19 protein-coding genes and 2 pseudogenes are annotated in these 22,681 nt (G+C 57.5%); 9 read left to right on the top strand and 12 right to left on the bottom strand.

Annotated elements, in window-relative coordinates; genetic code table 11:
- Positions 1 to 110: 110 nt before the first annotated feature.
- From EDC27_RS08070 to EDC27_RS08055, 4 genes are all read right to left on the bottom strand, one after another.
- Positions 111 to 449: a P-II family nitrogen regulator gene (locus tag EDC27_RS08070; protein ID WP_123290075.1), complete on the bottom strand. Its 339-nt coding sequence runs from the start codon at positions 447 to 449 to the stop codon at positions 111 to 113.
- Positions 446 to 2,095, bottom strand: a complete 1,650-nt coding sequence (locus EDC27_RS08065; protein ID WP_123290074.1) for an NAD+ synthase — start codon at positions 2,093 to 2,095, stop codon at positions 446 to 448. Before EDC27_RS08065 ends, EDC27_RS08070 begins: the two co-directional genes overlap by 4 nt.
- 119 nt (positions 2,096 to 2,214) lie before the next feature.
- A complete protein-coding gene (locus EDC27_RS08060; protein WP_123290073.1) occupies positions 2,215 to 3,762 on the bottom strand; it encodes a sigma-54 interaction domain-containing protein in 1,548 nt (515 codons plus the stop codon).
- 54 nt (positions 3,763 to 3,816) lie between these two features.
- Positions 3,817 to 5,397 (bottom strand): DUF4301 family protein, encoded by a 1,581-nt coding sequence (locus tag EDC27_RS08055; protein WP_211334819.1) that lies wholly within the window; start codon positions 5,395 to 5,397, stop codon positions 3,817 to 3,819.
- A gap of 171 nt (positions 5,398 to 5,568) precedes the next feature.
- On the opposite strand from EDC27_RS08055, the gene EDC27_RS08050 reads away from it, so the two are divergent.
- From EDC27_RS08050 to EDC27_RS16505, 7 genes and pseudogenes are all read left to right on the top strand, one after another.
- Positions 5,569 to 6,363, top strand: a complete 795-nt coding sequence (locus EDC27_RS08050) for an MlaA family lipoprotein (protein WP_123290072.1) — start codon at positions 5,569 to 5,571, stop codon at positions 6,361 to 6,363.
- A gap of 28 nt (positions 6,364 to 6,391) precedes the next feature.
- Positions 6,392 to 7,366, top strand: coding sequence for a calcium/sodium antiporter (locus EDC27_RS08045; protein ID WP_123290155.1), 975 nt, complete (start codon positions 6,392 to 6,394; stop codon positions 7,364 to 7,366).
- Between the two features lie 461 nt (positions 7,367 to 7,827).
- Positions 7,828 to 8,172 carry a PHP domain-containing protein gene (locus tag EDC27_RS16255; RefSeq protein WP_211334818.1) on the top strand — a complete coding sequence of 115 codons (345 nt, stop codon included), beginning with the start codon at positions 7,828 to 7,830 and terminating at the stop codon, positions 8,170 to 8,172.
- A gap of 428 nt (positions 8,173 to 8,600) precedes the next feature.
- Positions 8,601 to 10,025 (top strand): glycosyltransferase family 4 protein, encoded by a 1,425-nt coding sequence (locus EDC27_RS16250; protein WP_211334817.1) that lies wholly within the window; start codon positions 8,601 to 8,603, stop codon positions 10,023 to 10,025.
- An 88-nt stretch (positions 10,026 to 10,113) separates the two neighbouring features.
- Positions 10,114 to 10,992: a lysophospholipid acyltransferase family protein gene (locus EDC27_RS08035; protein WP_123290071.1), complete on the top strand. Its 879-nt coding sequence runs from the start codon at positions 10,114 to 10,116 to the stop codon at positions 10,990 to 10,992.
- A 75-nt stretch (positions 10,993 to 11,067) separates the two neighbouring features.
- Positions 11,068 to 11,379: pseudogene (locus tag EDC27_RS17045) on the top strand (GNAT family N-acetyltransferase); the annotation flags it as partial.
- Positions 11,380 to 11,671: 292 nt separating this feature from the next.
- Positions 11,672 to 11,887, top strand: coding sequence for a hypothetical protein (locus tag EDC27_RS16505; protein ID WP_245994345.1), 216 nt, complete (start codon positions 11,672 to 11,674; stop codon positions 11,885 to 11,887).
- A 100-nt stretch (positions 11,888 to 11,987) separates the two neighbouring features.
- On the opposite strand, the pseudogene bioB reads toward EDC27_RS16505, so the two are convergent.
- From bioB to EDC27_RS07980, 8 genes and pseudogenes are all read right to left on the bottom strand, one after another.
- Positions 11,988 to 12,965, bottom strand: a pseudogene (bioB, locus tag EDC27_RS08025) (biotin synthase BioB); the annotation flags it as partial.
- Positions 12,966 to 14,628: 1,663 nt separating this feature from the next.
- Complete coding sequence (gene cobA / locus EDC27_RS08010) at positions 14,629 to 16,164, bottom strand: uroporphyrinogen-III C-methyltransferase (RefSeq protein ID WP_123290066.1); 1,536 nt, start codon at positions 16,162 to 16,164, stop codon at positions 14,629 to 14,631.
- Between the two features lie 30 nt (positions 16,165 to 16,194).
- Positions 16,195 to 17,151 carry a hydroxymethylbilane synthase gene (gene hemC, locus EDC27_RS08005; RefSeq protein WP_123290065.1) on the bottom strand — a complete coding sequence of 319 codons (957 nt, stop codon included), beginning with the start codon at positions 17,149 to 17,151 and terminating at the stop codon, positions 16,195 to 16,197.
- Positions 17,152 to 17,423: 272 nt separating this feature from the next.
- Positions 17,424 to 17,660, bottom strand: coding sequence for an FmdB family zinc ribbon protein (locus EDC27_RS08000; protein ID WP_123290154.1), 237 nt, complete (start codon positions 17,658 to 17,660; stop codon positions 17,424 to 17,426).
- 51 nt (positions 17,661 to 17,711) lie between these two features.
- Positions 17,712 to 18,089, bottom strand: a complete 378-nt coding sequence (locus EDC27_RS07995) for a cyclophilin-like fold protein (protein ID WP_123290064.1) — start codon at positions 18,087 to 18,089, stop codon at positions 17,712 to 17,714.
- Positions 18,067 to 18,963, bottom strand: a complete 897-nt coding sequence (locus tag EDC27_RS07990) for a hypothetical protein (protein ID WP_245994344.1) — start codon at positions 18,961 to 18,963, stop codon at positions 18,067 to 18,069. The genes EDC27_RS07995 and EDC27_RS07990 overlap by 23 nt, the downstream gene beginning before the upstream one ends.
- An 83-nt stretch (positions 18,964 to 19,046) precedes the next feature.
- The gene (locus EDC27_RS07985) at positions 19,047 to 19,679 is read right to left on the bottom strand and encodes a D-sedoheptulose-7-phosphate isomerase (RefSeq protein WP_123290152.1); all 633 of its coding nucleotides are present in this window, start codon (positions 19,677 to 19,679) and stop codon (positions 19,047 to 19,049) included.
- Positions 19,680 to 19,713: 34 nt separating this feature from the next.
- Positions 19,714 to 20,715: an aminotransferase class IV gene (locus EDC27_RS07980; protein WP_170161692.1), complete on the bottom strand. Its 1,002-nt coding sequence runs from the start codon at positions 20,713 to 20,715 to the stop codon at positions 19,714 to 19,716.
- Positions 20,716 to 20,955: 240 nt separating this feature from the next.
- Here EDC27_RS07980 and EDC27_RS07975 point away from each other — a divergent pair, with 240 nt between their 5' ends.
- A complete protein-coding gene (locus tag EDC27_RS07975; RefSeq protein ID WP_123290062.1) occupies positions 20,956 to 21,654 on the top strand; it encodes an HAD family hydrolase in 699 nt (232 codons plus the stop codon).
- Positions 21,635 to 22,486 carry a PAC2 family protein gene (locus EDC27_RS07970; RefSeq protein ID WP_170161691.1) on the top strand — a complete coding sequence of 284 codons (852 nt, stop codon included), beginning with the start codon at positions 21,635 to 21,637 and terminating at the stop codon, positions 22,484 to 22,486. Before EDC27_RS07975 ends, EDC27_RS07970 begins: the two co-directional genes overlap by 20 nt.
- The last annotated feature ends 195 nt before the right edge of the window (positions 22,487 to 22,681 follow it).

Here is a 22,681-nt window from a genome sequence, read left to right as displayed (position 1 = left end):
CATGGCAGGAAACCGTATCGTGGCTTGCGCCGCTTTCCCAGGTTACAGGCACGCCCAGGCTTTGGGACGGTCCGCCGCCCGTTTTTCACGGAAAAACATGGCCCGTTCTTTCACACCGCCTGTTCGCCGCGTTCTCCCGTGCGAATGCGCAGGCATTCCTCCACGGGAATCACGAAAATCTTGCCGTCACCGATTTTCCCCGTGCGGGCCGACGCTTGAATGGCTTCGAGCACCTCGTCCAGCTGATCGTCGCTCACCACCACTTCGATCTTGAGCTTGGGAATAAAGTCCACCACGTATTCGGCACCTCGGTAGATTTCCGTGTGGCCCTTTTGGCGGCCAAATCCCCGCACTTCCGTCACCGTCATGCCCTTGATGCCCAGATCCGTGAGGTGTTCCTTCACATCGTCCAGTTTGAAAGGCTTGATGATGGCTTCCACTTTTTTCATGTGCATGCATCCTCTCGATACCCGTGGGCAATGGGCCAGCGCCGCCCGGATCCAAAAGCCTTGGTGGTGACGCGCAGCACCAAAGGCGCCTGGCGCCTTTTGAATTCATTGCTGTCCACGCGGCGCACCACCGACCACACCACTTCCCTCGGCCATCCCATGGCGCAGATTTCGTCCACGGCTTTGCCTTCTTCCACGTAGGCCTCAAGTATGCCGTCCAGAACCTCGTAAGGTGGCAGAGTGTCCTGGTCCGTCTGGTTGGGCCGCAGTTCCGCCGATGGAGGCTTTTCCAAAATGCGCCGAGGAATCCACCCGTAACGACGGTTGATCGCGGCGGCCAGTTCATAGACCAAAGTCTTGGGCACATCGCCCAGCACCGAAAGCCCTCCGTTCGTATCCCCGTACAGGGTGCAGTAACCGACGGCCAGTTCGGATTTGTTGGCCGTGTTGACCACCATGTGGCCCAGCTTGTTGGAAACGGCCATGAGCAGAAGGCCTCGAAGCCGCGCCTGCACGTTCTCTACCGTGGTGTTCCAAGGGCGCCCGTGAGACAAAGGCTCCAGAACTTGGCAGGTGCCCTGAAACAGGGTTTCAATGGGCACGACGGCGCAGGGCACCTCCAAAGCCGCGGCGAGCTGCTGGGCGTCTTCCAGGCTTTCAGCGGTGTTGAACGGTCCTGGCATGGCCAGGGTGAGAACATTTTTGGCCCCCAACGCCAGGCGCGCCACGCATGCGGTGACCGCCGAATCGATGCCGCCGCTCAAACCCAGCACCACCTTTTGAAAGGCGCACTTTTTCACGTAATCTCGAAGGCCCAAAATCAAAGCGTGCAAAACTTCTTCCACAGAATCTTCGCACACCTTTCGGCACTCGCCCTCATCGGCGTCCACATCATAGAGGCACAGGTCTTCCGAAAAATCCGCCGCGCGCGCCACGCACGCTCCCTGACGGTTCCAGACCATGGATCGGCCCTGAAAGATGAGTTCATCGTTGCCACCCGTTTGGTTTACGTAAATCACCGGAACGGCGCAGGCCATGGCGTGGCGGCGCAGCAATTGTCCTACCCACGCGGCTTTGCCTCGATGGTATGGGGAAGCGGCGATGTTGATCGGCATTTCAATGTCGTGGGACTTCAGTTCTCGAACGGGGTCAATGCGGTACAGGGGCCGCGGAAGATAGTCCTGTTCGGTCCAAATGTCCTCCCAGATGGTGGTGCCCAAACGCCGGCCACCGCACACCACCACCGCCGGTTCTCGACCCGGCTCAAAATAGCGGTCCTCGTCAAACACGTCATAGGTGGGCAATAGCCTCTTTTTGGCCACGTGTCTCAAGTGGCCGTTTTCAAAGAACAGGGCCACATTGTGAAGAGGCTTTCCTTGAGGTTCCTCATTGGCAGCAACGGCCCCGCACAGAATCGCCACATCTCGGCTCGCTTCGGCCACGGCGTTCCAGTAGCTGAGGCTTCGACGTACGAAGGAAGGCCGGTCCAAAAGGTCTCGAGGCGGATAGCCCACCAGGGCCAGTTCCGGAAAAATCACCAGATCCGCGCCTCGACCACGCGCTTCACGGGCCATGGCGACGATTTTTTGAGTGTTTCCTGAAAAATCGCCGATGAACGGGTTAGTTTGAGCCAAAGCCACTTTCATGAACCGACCATCCCGCGCACCAAAAAGGCCGTAAACCCAATCGTCACCCCCAGCCTTTCTTAAGGGCAGCCTTTTCTTGGGGAGGCAAAGCTTATGGCATTTTCAGCTACCCCCGCGCATCATGCCTGCGTATCCTCTTCGAAGGCACGTCTTCGATCCATGAAACGCCGAGGGTCAATGCCGTATTTGCGAATCTTGTACTGGACGATTCTCTTGGTTGTTCCCAAAAGCCGGGCCACTTGGGCCTGGTTGCCTCGAGCGTCCTTGAGGGCTTCGAGGAGAATGTCCCGTTCAAAGGCGCCCACCAGAGCTTCCAGCTTGCCTCGGGACTGCCTTTGCAGTTCCACGGGTTTCATCTGCAGTGTGGGGGGCAGATGGCGCGCTTCGATGGCATCGCCGGTGGCCAGCACCACGGCGCGTTCGATGCAGTTTTCCAGTTCACGCACGTTGCCGGGCCAGTGATAGGCCATCAAAAGGTCGATGGCCGGCGTGGAAATGCGGTTGACGGACTTGCCCAGAATCTGGGCATATTTTTGGACGAAATAATCGGCCAGAAGCAAAATGTCGGGCCCTCGATCCCGCAGAGGCGGCAGGAAGATGGGAAAAACGTTCAGGCGGTAGTAGAGGTCCGAGCGAAACCCGCCATGGGCCGTTTCCCGCTCCAGGTCCTTGTTGGTGGCGGCCACCACCCGCACATCCACCTTGACCACGCGAGAAGAACCCAGGGGTTGAAATTCCCTTTCCTGCAGCACGCGCAGCAGTTTGGCTTGGGCTACCGGAGACAATTCCCCCACTTCATCGAGAAAGATGGTGCCTCCTTGCGCCTCTTCAAATCGGCCCTTGCGCCGCGCCACCGCACCGGTAAAGGCCCCTTTTTCGTGGCCAAACAATTCGCTTTCTAAAAGCGTGTCCGGCATGGCGGCGCAATTAACCCGAACCAGCGGTCCGGAAGCTCTTGAGCTGTTGTCGTGAATGGCTTTGGCTACCAGTTCCTTGCCCGTGCCCGTTTCGCCTTGAACCAGCACCGTGGTGTTGGTGTCCGCCACCTGGTCGATGAGAAGCAGCACATCCCGAATTTCCTTGGATCGCCCCAGAATCTGCGTTTTGGGCCGGCGCGCCTCGGCCAGCATGCCGCGTAGCCTTCGGTTTTCTTCTTCCACGGCACGAAAATGGACCACCTTGCCCAGCAGTTCCGCCACCGCCTTGAGCAGTTCGACTTCTCGAGCCAGATCCTCCACGTCGCGGCTCAGCTTGTCCACGGAAAGGACACCCACCACGCGCCCTTGATGAAAAATGGGCACGCACAAGAAAGCCAGTTCCTTGCGGTTGAGCTTTTTGCGGGCCCCGGTGCGATCCAAAAAATGGGCTTCTTCGCCCAGGTCCGCGATGGCCATGGGGCGACCCGTTTGGGCCACCTTGCCCGTAATGCCTTCTCCAGGCCGATAGATGACGCTGCCCGCATGCACATCCACTCCGCGCGCCACGTCCAGCCAGGCTTCGCCGGTCTTGTGGTCCAAAATGGAAATCATGCCGCGCTGCATGCCCAACTGTTCGCTGAGCACCGCTAGCACGCCCTGAAACTGTTCCTTGATGTCGTCGGGGCGGGCCAGCATGCGGGCCACCTGGTGCAGGGCTCTAAGTTCTTTTAGGCTATATTTTTCGTTCATGCCTGCACGTCATGCGTCTTAAGAAGCTTTGAAGCCAAGGATGCCGCCATTGGCTCATTCCCCGGTAGCCTCCTTGGGTTGATGTTCCGGCCGCAACAGGTCCAGAACGGTTTTAACGGGATTGAAAGTCTTAGAGGGCACTTCCACAAAAATTGTGTTCCACATGGCCATGGACCCGTTCCATAGCCCGGGTAATTCCAGGGCCTTGAGGGGACGGCCGTTTTGGGATTTTGTGGTGATGATGACGGCATCCGGGTCTCGATAGCGCATGAGGTCGTAGGGATTGCCGTCCGCATCGCGCACGGCGCACACCAAATCCACCGGGTTGAAGTGGGTCGCGCGTTCCCACACCGCCCGCTGCTTTGGGTCACTCATGTCCACTTGCGCCTTTTCCACGATCTGGCAGGTGAGGCGCCCTTCCCGATCCCAGACCCAGAAAGGCCCTCCACCGGGTTCTCCCACATTGCGCACCATACCGCAGACGCGAATGGGCCGGTCGAGCACATGCAGGAGCAGATCCCTTTGCGCCACTAAAGCCCCTCCGATGGCACAGGTGCCTCCCCAAAAGGTTGTCTGAATAAAGCGCCGCGCCTGATCCACCGTTTCCGACGACAACTTGTGGCGCAGCGCCTTGATATGCCGATGAATGCGTTCCTGAATGATAATGAGGAATCCGCCCAAAATCCTTTTCCATCGCCATGTTTCGTCCTTGAGCGCATCGGGCACCACGTTGTCGATGTTCTTGATAAAAATGAGGTCACCTTGGAGCCGGTTCAGGTTCTGAAGTAAAGCACCGTGGCCTGCGGGCCGAAACAACAGTCGGCCTGAAGCGTCTCGAAACGGCCGGTTGTTTTCATCGACGGCGATGGTGTCTGTAGCGGAACTTTGTTGGGACAAAGTGATCTGAAAGGAACAATCCCACAGGGCTTCGTGACGAGGTCGCACCTCCGCGATGTGTTGCAGGAAGCGCTCTTCGTGTTCGGGACTCACGGTGAAGTGAAGGGGACACAGGCCGTTGGGCATGCGCACGTACCCTGCGGCTTCCGCGAGGTGTTCTTCCAGGGCTGTGCGCGGCCCGTCGTCGTAGCGGTGAAAGGGAATGAGCGCCTTGGGAAGGCGCCCCAAATCCAGCCCTTGCGGAGTCAGTAAAACCCGAAGGGCTCTGTCGATTCTTCCGGCCTGAAGGTCCGCGTCCAGATCGGCTCCCAATTGCGCCATGGCGTCCCGCCAGGCGTCGACAAAAGGAAAGCGGCGCACATGGGCGAAAAAGGTCCGCACCCTTTGCGCCGAGGCATCCCCGGAGCCCGCCTGTTCTTCGAGGCTCGGCAGATCGGGAACCGGATTCCGGCCCAGCACGGCGTAAAGATCCTGAAACATGCGCGTGGCCGCTCCGGACGCCGGCACGAATTTTATGAAACGCCCTCTTTGAAGACCTTTCTTGTAGGCATCTTCACACATCTCGACCATATGGGCATCCACCCTGAAGATGCCATCCCCTACAGTGCACGGCCGGTGGAGCTCAAGGGTAATCTTTCTCCTTTCAAAAAGGGCCAATTGCCGTTCCACTTCCCACAAGGAGATCCCCAACTCCTGCATTTGTTTCAGATCCGCGTCGGTAAAGATCCTCTCATCCATTCACCCGTCCTCCGGGAAATCCATCGTGTCGAGCCCAAAAGCCCGCGCGTTGTTGTTGTCACATAACATAAAGGCCGCCCATTGCAAAAGCACCCTTAGTCGTTGACAAGACTCGCCGAGGACGACTTTAATGGCGGACGATGAACTTCTTATGGGGCGAAGGAGGACACCATGAAATGCAAAGGAAGATGGGTGCGGCTCGGCATGTTGCTGGGCATGCTGACTTTTCTCAGTACGGTGGGAAGTAGCATAAGGATTTCATTCCCGTGGACGACAACCGTTTGGGGGACGCCGGCGGCGTGGGCCGCCTCCGAGGTTGAGGAAAACGAGTTTTACATGGACGATCCATTTGCCGAAGAACAATTGACCGTAGCAGATCCATTGCGGCCCCTGAACCGCTTTTTTTTTCACTTCAATGACAAGCTCTATTTCTGGGTGCTCAAGCCGCTGGCCACCGTGTACAAGACCTTTGTGCCCACGGGAGTGCGCCTGTGTGTTCGCAATGCCTTTGACAACCTCATGGCTCCTGTTCGCATCGCCAACAACGCGCTTCAGTTAAAGTTTCAGCGAAGCGGCATCGAATTGGCGCGTTTTGCCCTCAATACCACCTTGGGGGTCGGGGGGCTGTTCGATCCCGCCCAACAGGAATTCGGCCTCAAGCCCTATGATGAGGATTTCGGCCAGACCCTTGGCCGCTACGGCCTGGGCAATGGTATCTTTTTCATGTGGCCGGTCCTGGGACCATCCACCTTGAGAGACACCGTGGGATTGGTCGGTGACTACTTTCTGGATCCCTTGAGTTACTTGTCATGGGAGCAACACGGGGTGGCCAAGGGGGTGCAACAGGTGAACCGCGCGTCGCTGACCCTGGGGGAATACGAAGACTTCAAAGCGTCCGCTGTGGATCCCTACGTGTCCATGAGGGACGCTTACGTCAATTACCGCCACAGACAGGTAAAAAAGTAATGGTCCAAGACCGGAGATGGAATCTTTCATGCTCGTGCACGTGATGGCCGTCCTTGGGGGTATTGTGGCTTTGGTGTGGGGCGCCGACCGCTTCGTAGACGGAGCGGCAGCCCTGGCCCGTCGACTCGGTGTCTCCCCGATCATCATTGGCCTCACCGTGGTTTCTCTTGGCACATCCCTACCGGAACTGTTGGTGAGCCTCACCGCCACCGTGATGGGATACCCCGATGTGGCCGTCGGGAACGTGCTGGGAAGCAACATTGCCAATATCGGCCTCATTCTCGGGGTTGCTTCCCTTTTTCGCCCCCTCATGGTCCACGGTTCCATCGTCCGTCGAGAATATCCCCTCTTGATCGGCGTCTCCGTCATTGCCTGGCTCATGGCTCGAAACGGCATCTTCAGCCGCTTTGAGGGCTTTCTGTTGACGGCGGGTCTGGTCTTGTTTGTGGCTAAAGAGATCGCCGAAGCCAAGCACGCGGCGCCCGATGTGCTTCTTCAACAAGCCGCCGCAGAGAAAACCCTTCTTGAGCAAACCCCGCCTCTGGGCAGATCGCTGTTCTCTCTTGTCGCGGGGTTCGTGACCCTCACGGCAGGCAGCCGTTTTTTGGTCTGGGGCGGCGTGGCCTTGGCCAGAGGATTTGGCGTGAGCGAACTGGTCATCGGGCTCACTCTGGTGGCCTTCGGCACGAGCCTTCCTGAACTGGCCACGTCGGTGGTCGGGACCATCAAGAAACAAGATGACATCGCTGTGGGCAACGTGGTGGGATCCAATCTTTTCAATACCTTGGGTATCCTTGGCATCCCCGCCATGGTGCGGCCCCTGACGGTTTCCTCCGAAGCCTTTCACCGTGATTTTCCGGTGATGCTTCTGGCCACGTTGGCACTGTGGCCCGTGTGCCGATCGTGGAGCGGCCGTCAAGGCCGCGTCAATCGCTTGGAAGGCGGCGCCCTGGCCCTGGGGTATTTCGTCTATGTGGGGTTCCTTCTGAACTCGAGAGGTTAAAAGTTTTATGAAGTGCGGCCGTCGTGTCATCTTGACCCCATGGGTACGGTAAGGCCTCTCATCGAACCCATTCTGTTTTCATTCCACCCTTAGTGCTCGGTTCCGTTTTTTTTGGGGGAACAGCCGGTCCATCAAAAAGCCGTCCCATCGCGCTTCGCGCCTCCCCCTCGCCACGGTGGCTAGCTTTCCCCGCGCGCCTTTTCATGCAAACGGGTCCATTCTTCGCTTCTTTTTCACCCCATCGTCACGGCACCGAGACAGAACCACAATATGTCCGTGTCACAATCGGCATGAATTGACAACTTTGACAAGCGAGGAAGACCTATGAAAGCGGACCTGCATGTGCATTCTCGATTTTCCACCCGGCCGTCCCAATGTCCCAATGGATTCTGCAAAGGATCGGCTGCCTCTAAAGCTTCACCAACCCGGCAGAGGTGCACCGCATTGCCAAGGCTCAGGGCATGGATCTGGTCACCGTCACGGACCACAACACGATTCAGGGTGCGCTGGAAATCGCCCACCTGCCCGACGTCTTTATCAGTGAAGAAATCACGACCTATTTTCCCGAAGACGGCTGCAAGGTGCATGTGTTGGCTTACGACATCTCGGAAGAGCAGCACACAGATATTCAGAAGCTGAGGGAAAACATCTATGCATTGGTCCTCTACCTGAATGAGCAAAGAATTCTTCACGCCGTGGCTCATCCCCTTTACAGCCTCAACGACAAACTCACGGTGGAGCACTTCGAAAAGATGCTGCTGCTGTTCAAAATCTTTGAATGGAACGGGGCCCGAAACAGCCTGTAAAACCATGTCCTAAAAGCTGTTCTCAACCGTGTGGATCACGCCTGTCTTCTTCGCCTCGCTGAAACACACAACATCCACCCGGTCGGCACGAACTCCGCCAAAAAGGTTCTGATATCCGGTTCTGACGACCATAGCTCTCTCAACATCGCCATTATCGCGAAAGGTTTCGCCTGGACCGACACAGTCGCAAAGATGTCCTTTTGAGGTTCCTGGAAAAGACTTTGAATGTGAACGGGAAAGAAAGATCGGCCTCGTGGTCGGCACGCGTATACGACATGGCGCGAGCGGCACGCAGCCGTTGGAGTCGATCGACGCTGGACGACGAACTTCCTCCCGTCAAGGCATTTTGGTAAACTTCCCGGTGCCTGATTTTAAAGGATCCTCGCTTTACGACCGTCGTCAATACAGCCCTCAATACGCCCGTGTCCATGGCCGAAAAGATCTGGTATCGGTTCGTGGGCCAGGTGGCCGACTCCCTTCTCGTCCACCTAGTGGATCGAGCGGCTCGGTCTCTTCGCAGCGGCAACCTGTTCGACACCTTTGGCAGTCTCGGGTCGGCCGCAGCCCTTTACGGCCTTTTGGCCCCTTATTTTGTGGCCTACTCCCACTTCACTAAAGATAAAGCTTTGGCAAAGGAGATTGCCCGACGTCATAACCTTTCCATGCATGGGGAGACGCGCGAAGGGATATTTTCCGTCGCCCACTTTTTGGACACGGTTCGGGACGTGAACGGGGTGGCAAAAACGCTTCTTCAGCAGCTTCAAACAGCCCGAGACCTGGGGCATCAATTGACGCTTTTCACATCGGAAGAATCGGACGACGGGTTGCCCGATGGCGTGATCAACTTCAGGCCTGTGGGGCGATATCAGCTGCCCGAATATCCGGAACTGTCCCTAAGTCTTCCACCTTTCTTGCAGATCCTGGCCACTTGCTACGAACAAAGCTTCACGCAGATTCATTCTGCAACGCCCGGCCCCATGGGGCTCGCCGCTTTGGCGACCGCCCGCATTCTTTCGCTGCCCATCGCAGCGACATACCACACCGCCTTTCCTCAATACGTGAAGCGCTTGACGGGCGACGAAGGCTTGGAAGCGGCCACCTGGCGTTACATCATTTGGTATTACAATCAAATGGATCAAATCTACGTGCCGTCCGCCGCCACCGGCCAAGAACTCATCGATCATGGCGTTTCAAGGGAAAAGATTCGAACCTATCCTCGTGGTGTTGACACGGAATTTTTCCATCCAGGACTCGCATCGGAGCGCTTTCGGCTCCCGCATGGCTTAAACGGCAAGACGGCGGCTCTCTACGTCGGCCGCATTTCCAAGGAAAAAGATTTGGATCTGCTCTGCCAGGCCTACAAAAGGCTTCCAAAGACGCATCCTGACACGGCCCTGGTGGTGGTGGACGACGGTCCTTATCGAGAGGAGATGGAACGCACCCTGGAAGGAACGCCCGCGGTCTTCACCGGCTACCTTTCCGGTAAGGAGCTGGCCGAAGCCTATGCGTCCTGCGACTTTTTTGTTTTTCCCAGTACCACGGACACGTTTGGCAACGTGGTCTTGGAAGCCCAGGCTTCGGGCCTTCCCGTGGTGCTAAGCGATCAGGGCGGACCGCAGGAAAATGTGATGGAAGGTGAAACGGGCCTCATCTTTCGCGGTAGCGTGGAAGAAAGCCTGCTGCAAGTCCTGGTGTGGATGAGCAGCCGCCCTGAAAAGCGCCGTGAAATGGGGAGAAAAGCCCGCGCCTTCGTGGAGAAACGGTCCTTTCAAAAAGCCTTCTTGACCATGCGGCAAATGTACGAGGCCGACTTTCACGGGGGAAAAGGCGATGCCCTGCGCGAAGCCGTCTAATGGAGTCACGAAGAAAAGATCTGCCATGAAGAAGCATGAGCCATCTCTTTTCGTGTCAGGCGACGCAACTCCCGCAGGACAGCACCCCATGTTGCTCAAGTTGCTTGAAAAAATCGCCGCATTGGATCGACTGGAGAAAGTTTATCGGTCCGTGGAGGATACCGTAAATCTAGAAAGCTTTTTGGACGGCGCCCTTCGAGCCCTTCGAGTTCGAGTGCGTCTTCGCGGAACGACGGTCGCCTTTCCTGGTCAAGGACCGGTGATTGTGGTGACCAACCATCCCTTTGGAGGGCTGGAAGGGATTCTTTTAGCTCGGATTTTGCTCGGCATTCGCCCCGACTTCAAAATCATGACCAATGGGCTTTTGGAAAGGATAGCGGAAGTCAGGCCAATGCTGATCGGGGTCGATCCCTTTGCACACACAGGTGCCGCCAAAAGAAACGTGCGTCCCCTTCGCCAATGCCTAAAGTGGCTGGAATCTGTAGGTGCCTTGGTGGTTTTTCCTGCCGGGACCGTCTCCCACGTCCACGTGCAGCGAAGGCGCATTATGGATCCTCCATGGAATCGGACCGTGGCCCGCTTGGCTCTTCGAATTCAATGCCCTGTGGTACCGGTCTGTTTTAAAGGTCGAAACAGCTTGCTGTTTCAATTTATGGGACTTGTCCACCCAAGCCTTCGCACCCTTTTACTGCCCAGGGAATTGCTGAACAAAACCGGGGCCACGGTGTGCGTCACCGTGGGAAACCCTGTCGCGTTTCGGAATCCTGCCTCCATGGAAGAAGCGCGCCATGCCGCCGACTACCTTCGGGCTCGAACGTATGCACTGGGACTGAGCGCGGAATCCAATAAGTTTCTTCGGGCCCGAGACCTTATCAGCACTCAAGGAGCCCCTTTGACGCCTTTGCGTCGAAAATCTCCGGTGGCCCCTCCTTTGCCGAAGGAACGGCTTGTTCACGATGTGCGATAACTGCCCGATACGGACTGCCTGGTTCAAGCCGGCCCGTACCGAGTCTACTGTGCATTCGCCGAGCGAATTCCTCACGTGTTGACGGAAATTGGGCGGCTGCGGGAAATTGCCTTTCGGGATGCCGGAGAAGGAACCGGTCAATCCGTCGATTTGGACCGCTTCGATCGATACTACGAACACATCTTCCTCTGGCATGAAGAGGCAGGGGAGTTGGTGGGGGCCTACGGCATCGGAAGAGTCGATCTCATCCTGAACAGTTTCGGCCTTTCCGGCCTTTACACCCATACGCTCTTTCAATACGGACCGGGCATTCGACCCCTTTTGCAGACAAGCCTCGAGCTTGGCCGGTCCTTCGTGCGCCCGGAATACCAAAAGGCTTACGCGCCTCTGTGGCTCTTGTGGAGGGGGACTGGCCGTTATGTGGCTCGCCGACGCATCTATACGCCCCTCATCGGCCCCGTGAGCATCAGCTACGATTACCATGTCCTGTCTCGGCACCTGATTCTTTCTGTGCTCGAAAACCATTGCTTTTCCGGAAAACTGGGGCGCTGGGTTCGCCCGCGCCCCCCCGCGCTTCAAGCTTTCCGCGCCCTGGAACACGAGGCTTCTCTGCCGTGGATTGAGGGACGTGAACCTATTTTCAGATTGAGTGGCCGATCTGGAAAATCAGAAACGATCCTTGCATGTATTGCTTCGACACAACATCAAAGTGGGCGGCACGGTTTTGGGCTTCAACGTGGATCCCGCTTTTTCCAACGCTCTGGACACTCTGATCTTGGTGGACCTCACCCTGGCAGACCCGAAGCTGCTCGAAAAAACCATGGGTAAAGAAGAAGCGCAAGCCTACCCGGCCTTTCACGCAGCAAACCGCTCTAGCGCGCGAGCGGCCTCATAGGCCTGTTGCATCAGTTGTTTTCTTGGGTGCCGGGTGCCTGCTGAAACGTTTGGAAATGGGGCAAGGCATCGGCCGGTCCCTGGCCAATTGGCGGATCATCACACCTCTCAACGTGAAAACCCAAATCCCGGACCATTTTCACGTCCATGTCGGGCCGGCGACCGGCCGTGGTGAGATACGGGCCCATCATCATGGCATTGGCTCCCGCAAAGAAAATCCACGAGGCCAAGTCACCAAGGTTTCGCTCCCTTCCAGCGCATACCCTGATCGTGGCCCGTGGGAGAACAAACCGGTAAACGGCGATAATCTTGAGACATTCCAAGGGGGACAAAGGCGGCATGAATTCGAGGGGAGTCCCGGGCACCGGAACAAGAAAGTTGATGGGTACGGAATCCACCGCCAAGTCTCGCAAAGTTAGAGCCAACTCCACTCGCTGCGCCTCCGATTCGCCCATCCCAAAGATACCTCCACAACAGACCGAAAAACCCAGCTTCTTGGCCACGCGCACGGTCCGAACATCCTCCTCATAAGCATGCGTCGTGCAAATGTTGCCAAAAAAGCTACGGGCCGTCTCCAGGTTGTGATGGTAGCGCCTAAGGCCGGCCTTCCAGAGCTGGTTAAGAACCGATTCCGACACAATCCCAAGGCTGGCGCATGGACTTAGATAACCCTCATGAACTATTTGGCGAACCGCTTCGCAGATTCGATCCAACTCACGGCCTTCATCAAGACCGGTTCCGGCCGCCACGATCCCAAAACGCGCCGCCCCAAAAGCGGCCGCGTTACGGGAGGCGGCAAGAATGTGGTCGGTCTGCCTGAGCCCGTAGACCGGAGCATCGGTGCGATGGTGCATCGACTGGGCACAAAAGGCGCAGTCTTCCGGGCAACGACCGCTCTTCGCGTTCACAATGCCGCACAATTCCACCTGAAAGCCCTTGAACTTCCGTGCAATCTTGTTGGCCACCGTCAAGAGATCGTACACCGACGATCCCTGGATCTCCATGAGTGCCCGGGCTTCCGAACCACTCACCTCCCCTCCGTCCATCACCCGTCGTGCCAGAGAATCGATCCAATTCATTGAGCAGGCTCCTTTTTTCTCCGCGAAAACCCATTGGTCACGCGGAGCTCTTAGCACCTGTTGGTTTCTTACGTCAACCGTGGTGAAAATTTATGGTTAACTTACATTCTGCCTTCCGTCCCCAGTATCCCTCAAAGCGGGAACAAATCCCTGTCGGGCACAGACAACCGGTTAGACATGCCCCCTTGCTTGGCTCTGAAGGCACCGCTTGTCATTTCTCTCCAACAGAGAATTTCCGCGCCCGATCCAGACGGTGGGGTGTTTTTTCATAAAGATTCCGGCGCCTGGCGCAGTTGAGGATTTCCGACGCTAAAAGTCTTGAAATCCGCGCAGGTAGGCGACGGCACCCTGAGGAATACCTACAACGAAGTAAATGAAGTTTTACGGTGAGGTTATTGTCAGCGAGGAAGAGAGTTCATTTTACGATGGAAAACGAAGCTAGAGGCCCAGGGCCATAAGGTGAGTTTGCGCAAGGTCGCTGAGTGGGTGGGGGTTTGTGGGTCGACGGTGAACGACGAGCCTCGAAGGCGCAAGCCGGCGGGGGTTGATCGGAAGGTGGAACAGGCCATCGAGCAGCTTATCCGGCGTTATCCCCGTTATGGCTATGGAAGGACCACCGTCAAGCGGTGTCGGCTTATGGGTTTGATTGTCAACAAGAAAAAGGCCCAGTGAATCATATGGCGCCATGGTTGGACCGTGATTCAACGTCATTGAGGCATGCGGCCTCCTGTTCAAATTCAAAAGAAACCCTCGGTGGCTGAGAGTCCCCATAAGCACTGGGCAACGGCTATGACCCACTTTTTCTGCTCGGATTCCGGGTGGTGTCATGGGGTTGCGGTGATCGATTGTTGGAACCGGGAGGTTGTGGGTTATCGCATCAGCCGTCGACAAAACGCCAAGGTGGCGAAAGGGGGCTTGGAAGATACGCTCATTTGCCGGCTTAACAGAGTAAAGCTGCCTATCGCGTACATGCCCTGAAAATGACAACGGGCTCGTCTTCACGTCGAAACGTTATCTCGAGCTGGTGCGTGCTTGGGGTCTGCGCCCTGAAGACATCACCCATGGAATGATCGAGCGGTTCATGAGAACGCTTAAGTGTATCCGGCTCAACCTGTTTTCGTCTTTTCATGAGGCCAAGGAGATCATCGAGGGCTGGGTCCAAGTGGACAACACCGAGAGCACCGCGTACACAAAACGAAAATTTTGGTGTTGATTCCTAGGGATCATGACACTGCCTTTTGCTCACCTCCATTGATACCCGGGGCACCACGTAGGGGCAGCCCCCCGTGCCTGCCCTGCAGCCCCCTGTGCCTGCCCCGATGACCCCCGTGCCTGACCCAATATGGGGCAGCCACAAGGGCTGCCCCTACGTTGTCGTTGACGGAGGTGGGGCTCAAATGTTGTTGCCCGATGGGGTGCGGATGTCGCTGTCGGATGGGGTGCGGCGCTTTAAAACCATCACAACCCGTCGCTATGGGCACAGGGTGAAAATGTCCCTTGCCCTGGTGCCCCCACCCCGCACCCCTACGTTACCGAAGCACCACGTAGGGACACACAACCCAAAAGCAGCGCGGTCACCATAACGCACATTTTGGTCTTGATTCCTAGGGGTCTTGACAATCCGATGCGCTTTTGCAGCGCGCCCCGCTTCCACAGGGCGCTTTCAAACAGCTTGCAAAACGTGGGAAACCATGGCGTGCACGAGGCCGGGAATGGTGTATTCTTGCGCCACCACGGTGGGTTCGATGCCAAAGGAGCGCGCGGTATCTGCCGTGATGGGCCCGATGCAGGCGACGGCGGTCTTTTTCAGAAGCTCGGCCGCATGGGGTGCTCCAACGGCCTGCACGAAAAAGGTCACGGTGGACGAAGCCGTAAAGGTCACCACGTGAATGTCGCCGCGTGCCAGCATGGCCTTCAGCTCATTTACCCCATCGGCGGCCGGAACCGTTTCATAGGCCGGAACCACCTCCACCTGAGCCCCCCATCGGCGTAAGGTTTGCGGTAAAACGTCGCGGGCTTGAGCGGCTCGAGGCAGCAAAAAGCGCTGGCCGCGCACGGCGGTCTCACCCAAGGCTTCCAGCAGGGATTCCGCTCGGTACTCTTTTGGCACCACATCCAGCCGAAGGCCCCGCTGCTCCAGGGATTCGGCCGTCTTGGGCCCGATAGCCGCAAGGCGCCTTCCGGCCAGAGCCCGCACGTCCCGGCCTGAGGCCCAAAGTCTTTCCATGAAAAACTTCACGCCGTTGACACTGGTAAAAACCACCCAGTCGTACTGATCCAGGGACGCAAGGGCCGCGTCCAAAGGATCCCAAGACTTCGGAGGCACAATGGCAATGGTGGGAAATTCCACGCAGCGCGCCCCCAGGGCTTCCAGCGCCTTTCGAAAGTCGCTGGCCTGTTCTCGGGCTCGAGTCACCAGCACGGTTTTGCCGAAAAGGGGTTTTGTTTCATACCAATTGAGTTCCTTGCGCAGACGCACCACTTCGCCGACCACAATGATGGCCGGAGGTTTCAGGCCTGCGGCCTGCACCTTTTCGACGATATCGCCCAGTGTGCCCACGACGGTCTGCTGCTGCGGCGTGGTGCCCCAGCGAATGACGGCCACAGGGGTCTGTGAAGAACGGCCGTGGGCCATGAGGCGCTGCGCAATCTCGGAAAGGTTCTTGACTCCCATGAAAAAGACCAGCGTGCCCACACCGCAGGCCAGCTTTTCCCAGTCGAGGGTTTCCTTGTTTTCCGGGCTGGCTCCGTCGGCCCTTTCGTGCCCTGTGATGAAAGCCATGCTGGAGGCGTAGTCCCGGTGGGACAAGGGAATTCCGGCGTAGGCGGGAACGGCCACCGCCGCCGTGACGCCGGGAACGATCTCAAAGTCAATCCCGGCCGCGGCCAGTTCCTGGGCTTCTTCGCCTCCTCGGCCGAAAACGAAAGGATCGCCCCCTTTAAGGCGCACCACGACGCGGTCTCGAGCCTTTTCCACCAGAAGTCGGTTGATGGCTTCCTGACTTAGGGTATGATCCCCGCCCTTCTTGCCCACATAGATCCGTTCCGCATGGGCCGGAGCATACTTAAGCAATTCTTCGTTCGCCAAATAGTCGTAGATGACCACATCGGCCAAAGCCAAAACGTCCCGGCCTTTGAGGGTAAGGAGGCCCGGGTCCCCGGGGCCTGCCCCCACGAGATAGGCTTTACCGCTCTTCACAGGATCCTCACTCTCGATCGACGCAAGATCTCAACAATCAGGCCTCTGTGGCTCGAGGAATTCTTGAGCCATCAGGGACTCTAAAATGCTTCGCGCTCCGGCTTCAAGAAGCTGCCGCGCCAGACCTCGACCCAAAAGCTCTTCTTGGCCAAACGAGGCGCTTTGTGTGAGGCGATAGACGATTTTACCATCCAGGGACGCCACCAAGCCCGTGAGCGTCACGGTGCCGTCGGAAACCTCCGCATGCCCGGCAATGGGCACCTGGCATCCTCCCCCCAACTCGTGGAGAAAGGCGCGTTCCGCCGTCACGGCACGCCATGTGGGTTCGTGATGCAATGGGGCCACCAGTTCTCGAACCGCTAGGTCTTGCTTTCGAACTTCAATCCCCAAAGCCCCTTGCCCAATGGCGGGAACGAATTCTTGGGCATCCATCACGGCCGTCACCGCATCCTGCCAGTCCATGCGCCGAAGCCCCGCCGCCGCCAGAATGACCGCATCGTAAAGGCCTTCACGCACCTTGCGAAGCCGCGTGTCCAGGTTGCCTCGAAGATTTTCCACCCGCAGATCGGGTCGAAGATGCCGTATCTGCGCGGCTCGGCGCAGGCTGCTGGTGCCGATGAGGGCGCCCGAGGGTAAATCTTTCAGTCCCGATGCTCGATGGGCCACGAGGACGTCACGAGGGTCTTCTCGAGGGGGCACCACAGCCAGGGTCAAAGGATCGGGCAGAACTGCAGGCACGTCCTTCATGCTGTGCACGGCCAGGTCCACGCGACCGTCCATGAGAGCCTCTTCGATTTCCTTGACGAAAAGCCCCTTGCCGCCCACTTTGGCCAAGGGCACGTCCAGAATTTTGTCCCCCGTGGTCTTGATGATTTCCAGCGTGACACGCAAGCCGGGCCATTGCGCTTCCAGCGCTTCCTTGATCATGTTCGCTTGGCGCAGGGCAAGAAGGCTTCCGCGCGTCCCGATGACCACGTGCGGCTTCAAGAATTCCTCCCTCTATGTTCATGCAATGGAGCTATGCTTTACGTCACGGGAACACAGGGCCGAGCCCCAATAGCCCTCTGGGGAGGGCGGCGCGCGATGCCGCAATGAAAGGCACGGGCCGTGCCCTGAGTCTGCCATTGCACGTAGCAAATCTCGCCTTGCGGCGATCCTTAACACCAACCCGCCCCCATGAGGGGTTCATTCATCCGTGCGAGACGAAGCACGGCCGACTGTGATCGTCGATCCCCTTTCGCTCTGACGGGTCCTCGCGATCAATGGCACGTGGCGCAGCTGCGTGCGGAACATCCGGAACAGGACGACGCTCCGGTGGAACCCATGCGACTGCTGGCCGCGCCTTTCTCCCCGCCGCTCTTGAACCCAAAAACGCTCATTTCCTTGTGCGCCTGGGAAGATCCACATTTGGGGCAACAGACCTCCTCATTGCTTCGAAACACCAAGCACTCGTAGCGCTCTCCACAACTTTCACATCGATACTCGTAGATTGGCATGATGATCACCTCGTTTCCTGGATTCCACGCACCCACGGTGCACTGAGCATCTTAAGTCGCCGTCACGACGCGAACAAGGTCTCCGTCCTTGACCGCCTTGAAATGCGCCGGGTCGCCACACACCTTCCCCACGATGTTGACGGCACTGGCCGGGCGGATTTCCCCCGGGGCGCTGATGGGTGTCGGACCGAAAAAAATGCAAAAGGCTTTCCCCGTGGGCCAATAGCCCACATCGCCCGCATGGACCAGATCCTTGGCCCATTCATCCAGAGGCATGCTCACAGGAATGGAAAAATAGATTTCATCTCCCCACAGGTTGGCTTCCGCCTCCAAAGGCAACGCGCGGGCGATGGCCTGGGCCGTGGGGCTGTCGTTCAAAGTGGCGTCCATGACCAGAGTCGGCGTCTCAATGCGAATGCGTGTCGGCATGCATTCCTCCTTCATGCATTCTTTCCCTGACGGCGGCACAGAAAAGAGGAAACAGGATTTCATGATGTCCCACAAACGAAAAGCCGCGCCCTATGCCCGCCGTGGGCCTTTCCACCACGTTCACTTCAGGCCGATATGGCCGAAGGAAATCCATGGCAACGGTGGTGAGGCCGCGAAGGTCATGCCCCAGGTTGAAAGCGACCGCTACGGCTTTGAGGAAAACTTCGGGCAAGATCACGGCCGATCCCAGGTTGATGTAGACGCCGCCGGCTAAACGCGTAACCAAGGCGCAAAAAATGCGAAAATCCGTGTGGCTCAAGGCCCCCGTAGCCGCTCCATCCATGGACGGATGCATGTGAATGATGTCCGTGCCGATGGCCACGTGGACCGTGACGGGAATCTGGAGCTCGGCCGCCGTGGCCAAAATACTATGCTCCACGTACGGCACTTCAGCTTCTATCAGGGCTTCTCCCACAGCGCGCCCCAATCCCACGGATTCTCGACCTGCGCCACGGCGCACCGCCTCGTGAATGAAATCGGCGGTTTCCCTGGCCATGCCGAAACGACCGGCATGCAGTTCCGGCCCCACATCTTCAGACGTTCTACCCACCAGGGCCATTTCCACATCGTGAATGACGCCCGCGCCGTTCAAGGCCACCCCTTTGAGGATCCCAGCGCGAAGCCAATCGATCACCATCGGGCTCAACCCCACTTTGATGGGGTGGGCGCCCATACCCAAAAGCACCGTGCGGCCGGCCGCGGCGGCTCCCGCTGTTCTCTCCACTGCCTCCCGAAAGTCCCATCCGGCAAGAGGCTTGGGCAGGGATTGAAGAAATTCGCAAAAAGACCCTCCGGGTCGCCAAGGTTTTCCCATATCCTCCACGTTTACCTTGCCCGGACGATCCCTAAGGCTTACAGGACGGATCTTTTTCAAACACAAGGGTTCCATGACGCCGCTCACCCACACCGCACCGGACTCATAGGGTTTTTCGAGGCCCCGGCCCCGTAAAGCATCTCTTCCACCAGGTCACACAGGGCATGGCCGACGGTGATGTGCACTTCCTGAACACGGGCTGTGACAGCATCGGGCACATGAAGAATCAGGTCGCAATAGACGTCCATGTCCGTTTTCTGCGCACCCGCAAGGCCAAGGGTGTGCAAACCGTGTTCCCGAGCCCATCGCAAGGCGCGCAGAACGTTTTCCGACCGCCCACTGGTGCTCAGCCCCAAGGCCACATCCCCCGCCTCACCTAAGCCTCGCAACTGACGCAGAAACACGTCCCGAAAATCATAGTCATTGGCGATGCTGGTGAGCACAGAGGTGTCTGTGGTGAGCGCCATCGCCGGCAAAGGGTCTCTTTCCCTTTGAAACCGGTTGATAAATTCCGCCGCCAGATGCTGAGAATCGGCGGCGCTGCCCCCGTTCCCGAAAAGATAGAGACGCCTTCGGGATCGAAAGGCGCCGGCCACCACGTGCGCCATGCGCACCACGGTTTCCGCATCCTGCTCCTTAACGGCGGCCAGAGCCCGCGCCGTGGCGTCAAGGATCCCTTGCACTCTGTGAACCCAGGTTTCCTCGTTCCCGTTCACGAAGGCCACTCCCTGCGCATGGACTCATCGGCCATCACGCCGCGTCGTCCTCATCGGACCATACTGGGGTTCGAACACCTTGCCCGGACTCGGCATCCTGCAACAGCATGGCGCGAAAGCGGTGATACCATGGTCCGGGCACACCGTCCCCAACGACCCGTCCGTCATAGGCCACCACCGAAAGCACGGAATAGGTGGTGCCAAAAATGAGCATTTCGGCCGCTTCATAGGCATCTTTCGGCCGGATGTCCACTTCCGCCACTTCCGCCAGGTCTCCGGAAAGCACCAGGTCCCGAGCCAGTTCCATCATGCGGGTGACCGTCGTGCCTTGAAGAATGCGGTCAAATCGCGGCACCAGAAATCGGCGATCCTTCGTGATGATGCCCACGTTTTCCGTGGCCCCTTCCCCCAGAAAGCCGTTTTCGTCAATAGATACGGTAAAGTCGACGCCGGCGTCTCGAGCCTCTTTGGTCATGAGCACGTTCGGCAAATAATTGCAGCTCTTGACGTTGGCAAAATAGGATTTTTTGATGGGAATATGGCTGCTTTTGAGCGTGACACCTTGCGTGAGCTTTTCCTTCGGCACCTCATGCATTCGCGTGACCACGATGTAGAGTTGGCTTGCCGGGCATTCATACGGATCCGTGCTGAAGCCGCCTGGACCTCGCGAAATGTACAGCCGTACGAGGCAATCTGGACTCTGCGCAGCGCGCACGGTTTCCTTGATCCGCTTGACCAGATCGCGGCGACTGACGGGCCAGCTGAGCTGAGCGATCTCGCAAGAGCGCGCCAGTCGGTCCAAATGCCGGTCCAGAAGATACAAAAACCCGTTGACGCACTTGAAAGCTTCAAAAACGCCGTCCCCTCGGTGCACTAGATGATCGTCCAGGGGAATGAGCATAATGCGGGGATCGGTGCAGATCCCTTCAAACCAGGACGAGTACATGGCCAAGTAGTTGGCATGATAGGCTTCGTTTTTTTGCAAGAGTCGATCCACCACCGCATCGAAACTTAACGTGGCCACCTGAAAACCCATTCTTGATCCTCCTGCGCCGCTATGCCCCCCAACGCCCATCTGCTGCCCTCCGTTGCCTTAAAGGATTGGTCTAAGCTCCGTAAAGGCCCACTAAGCCGACTCCTGTCTTTTAAACGCTTCACCTTAGTCAAGGCGTTAAGGATGTGCAAGGCCTGTTGCGATTTTAAAAGGGGATGATATAGTTCCATCGCCGTCCTCAGGACGCCTATTTCAAGAACGCCACCTTTACCCGAGGCTTTCATGGTCATTGAAACCATCCTTTTTGATTTCGACGGCACCCTGGCAGAACTGCACATCGATTTTATCGAAATGAAACAGCGAATCGCTCAAATCGCCGCGCCGTTTCTCGGACACCGACCTGAACCTTCGGCCATGCCCGCTCTGGAATGGATCGACGCCATCGCCCAACAGTTTCAGGACGGCGTGAAGGCTTTGGCGCCCGCTTTTCAAGCCCAAGCTCTGGCGTGCATCGAAGCCATGGAAATGGAAGCCGCCGCTTGTGGAAAGCTCTTTGAGTTCACGCGCCCCATGTTGCACGACCTTGAGCGACGCGGCGTCGCCGTCGCCGTGGTGACTCGAAATTGTGCTCGAGCCGTCCGCACTGTCTTTCCCGACGCGGACCGGTTCCGTTTTCAGCTCTTTGCTCGAGACCATGTGCAGCGCGTCAAACCCGATCCGCAGCACCTGAACGCCGCCCTGACCGCTCTAGGCGCATCTCCGCATCATGCTCTGATGGTGGGGGATCATCCTCTGGACATCGAAACGGGAAAACGCGCCGGAGTGCGCACGGCCGCTGTGGCCAGCGGCCGCGTTTCGCTTATGGACCTTCATGCATGCCATCCCGACTGGGTAGCTCAGGACTGCGCAGCCTTGTTGAAAATCCTGGATGCCGGGCATTTTCTGCCAAGGAAATTCGTCCATGGCCATCATTTTGCGTGAAGACCTAACACGTGTATCCAAAATGGTGCTGTTCCTGAAAGGGTGGCTCGATGCCGGAGGCATGGCAGACACGGTCTTTTCGGCCATTCAGAAAAGGCTTCCCTGCCGAGTGGCCGCCCTTATGGAAATGGATGCCTACGTGCCCGCTTCGGAACAGCGCCCTACGGTACGCATTCATCACGGAGTGCTCAAAGATTTTCACTGGCACAGTTTGATATTTTATCGGCCCGAAGCGGAAGCCCATCACAACGTATTGTTTGCCATAGGCCCTGAACCCTCGGTGCAATGGCGGAGGTTTGTCTCGGAACTTCTTGAAGCGGCCACGACGTGGCAGTGCGAAGAATTGCTTCTTGTGGGAAGCCTTTATGACCAGATCTTCTACGATGAAATTCGCATTTCCGGAGTGGCCGTCAACGCGGCGGGTTACAACCTTTTGCGTCACTGGCAGTGCCAGCCCGCAACCTATGAAGGGCCGGCTTCCGTGTATTCGGCCATTCTTTACGAACTGCGTCACAGCTCCATGACCGCCGTGAACCTTTGGGCGCACATGCCTTTTTACCTGAAAGGGCCCCATGAACTTCTGGTCCATCGAATGATGGAGATCGTTGGGCACTTTGCCCATATAGAGTGGGATCTCGAAGATATCTTGGTGGAATGGAAAAACCGGGAAATGGAAATCGAAAAGATCCTCGCCCAGGATCCATCACTTCGAGAACAAATCCTCGCCCTAAAAAAGCAGGAGGCGACCCCGAATGGTACGAAACCTCGCGGCAGACACGCAGAAGTGATTGATTTTCATAGATTTAAGAAAAAAGAAAAAATTGACAAATAGAATCCACTTTTTTCAGGCATCTTCGCATCTTGATGAAGAGGGGGCTTCCAAGGCTTCCTTTTCCGAACCGCGCCTCGTCTCAGGGTGCACGAACACTCCCGTTACCCTCGCGCCCTCGAGTACACACTCCAGGCCCTCCCGCGAAAGCGGGAGCCTACAGTAATGCCTGGCTTTTTTGGCCCGCTGCATACCGGG

The organism is Desulfosoma caldarium (genome assembly GCF_003751385.1).
GTDB lineage: Bacteria > Desulfobacterota > Syntrophobacteria > Syntrophobacterales > DSM-9756 > Desulfosoma > Desulfosoma caldarium.
The sequence above is the reverse complement of the archived record's forward strand: the minus strand, read 5'-3'. Positions and strand labels throughout refer to the sequence as shown.

Coding starts and splice junctions, on each gene's coding strand:
- EDC27_RS08070 (WP_123290075.1), bottom strand. CDS start 449: ATGAAAAAAGTGGAAGCCATCATCAAGCCTTTCAAACTGGACGATGTG.
- EDC27_RS08065 (WP_123290074.1), bottom strand. CDS start 2,095: ATGAAAGTGGCTTTGGCTCAAACTAACCCGTTCATCGGCGATTTTTCA.
- EDC27_RS08060 (WP_123290073.1), bottom strand. CDS start 3,762: ATGAACGAAAAATATAGCCTAAAAGAACTTAGAGCCCTGCACCAGGTG.
- EDC27_RS08055 (WP_211334819.1), bottom strand. CDS start 5,397: ATGGATGAGAGGATCTTTACCGACGCGGATCTGAAACAAATGCAGGAG.
- EDC27_RS08050 (WP_123290072.1), top strand. CDS start 5,569: ATGAAATGCAAAGGAAGATGGGTGCGGCTCGGCATGTTGCTGGGCATG.
- EDC27_RS08045 (WP_123290155.1), top strand. CDS start 6,392: ATGCTCGTGCACGTGATGGCCGTCCTTGGGGGTATTGTGGCTTTGGTG.
- EDC27_RS16255 (WP_211334818.1), top strand. CDS start 7,828: ATGGATCTGGTCACCGTCACGGACCACAACACGATTCAGGGTGCGCTG.
- EDC27_RS16250 (WP_211334817.1), top strand. CDS start 8,601: ATGGCCGAAAAGATCTGGTATCGGTTCGTGGGCCAGGTGGCCGACTCC.
- EDC27_RS08035 (WP_123290071.1), top strand. CDS start 10,114: ATGTTGCTCAAGTTGCTTGAAAAAATCGCCGCATTGGATCGACTGGAG.
- EDC27_RS08000 (WP_123290154.1), bottom strand. CDS start 17,660: ATGCCAATCTACGAGTATCGATGTGAAAGTTGTGGAGAGCGCTACGAG.
- EDC27_RS07995 (WP_123290064.1), bottom strand. CDS start 18,089: ATGCCGACACGCATTCGCATTGAGACGCCGACTCTGGTCATGGACGCC.
- EDC27_RS07990 (WP_245994344.1), bottom strand. CDS start 18,963: ATGGGAAAACCTTGGCGACCCGGAGGGTCTTTTTGCGAATTTCTTCAA.
- EDC27_RS07980 (WP_170161692.1), bottom strand. CDS start 20,715: ATGGGTTTTCAGGTGGCCACGTTAAGTTTCGATGCGGTGGTGGATCGA.
- EDC27_RS07975 (WP_123290062.1), top strand. CDS start 20,956: ATGGTCATTGAAACCATCCTTTTTGATTTCGACGGCACCCTGGCAGAA.
- EDC27_RS07970 (WP_170161691.1), top strand. CDS start 21,635: ATGGCCATCATTTTGCGTGAAGACCTAACACGTGTATCCAAAATGGTG.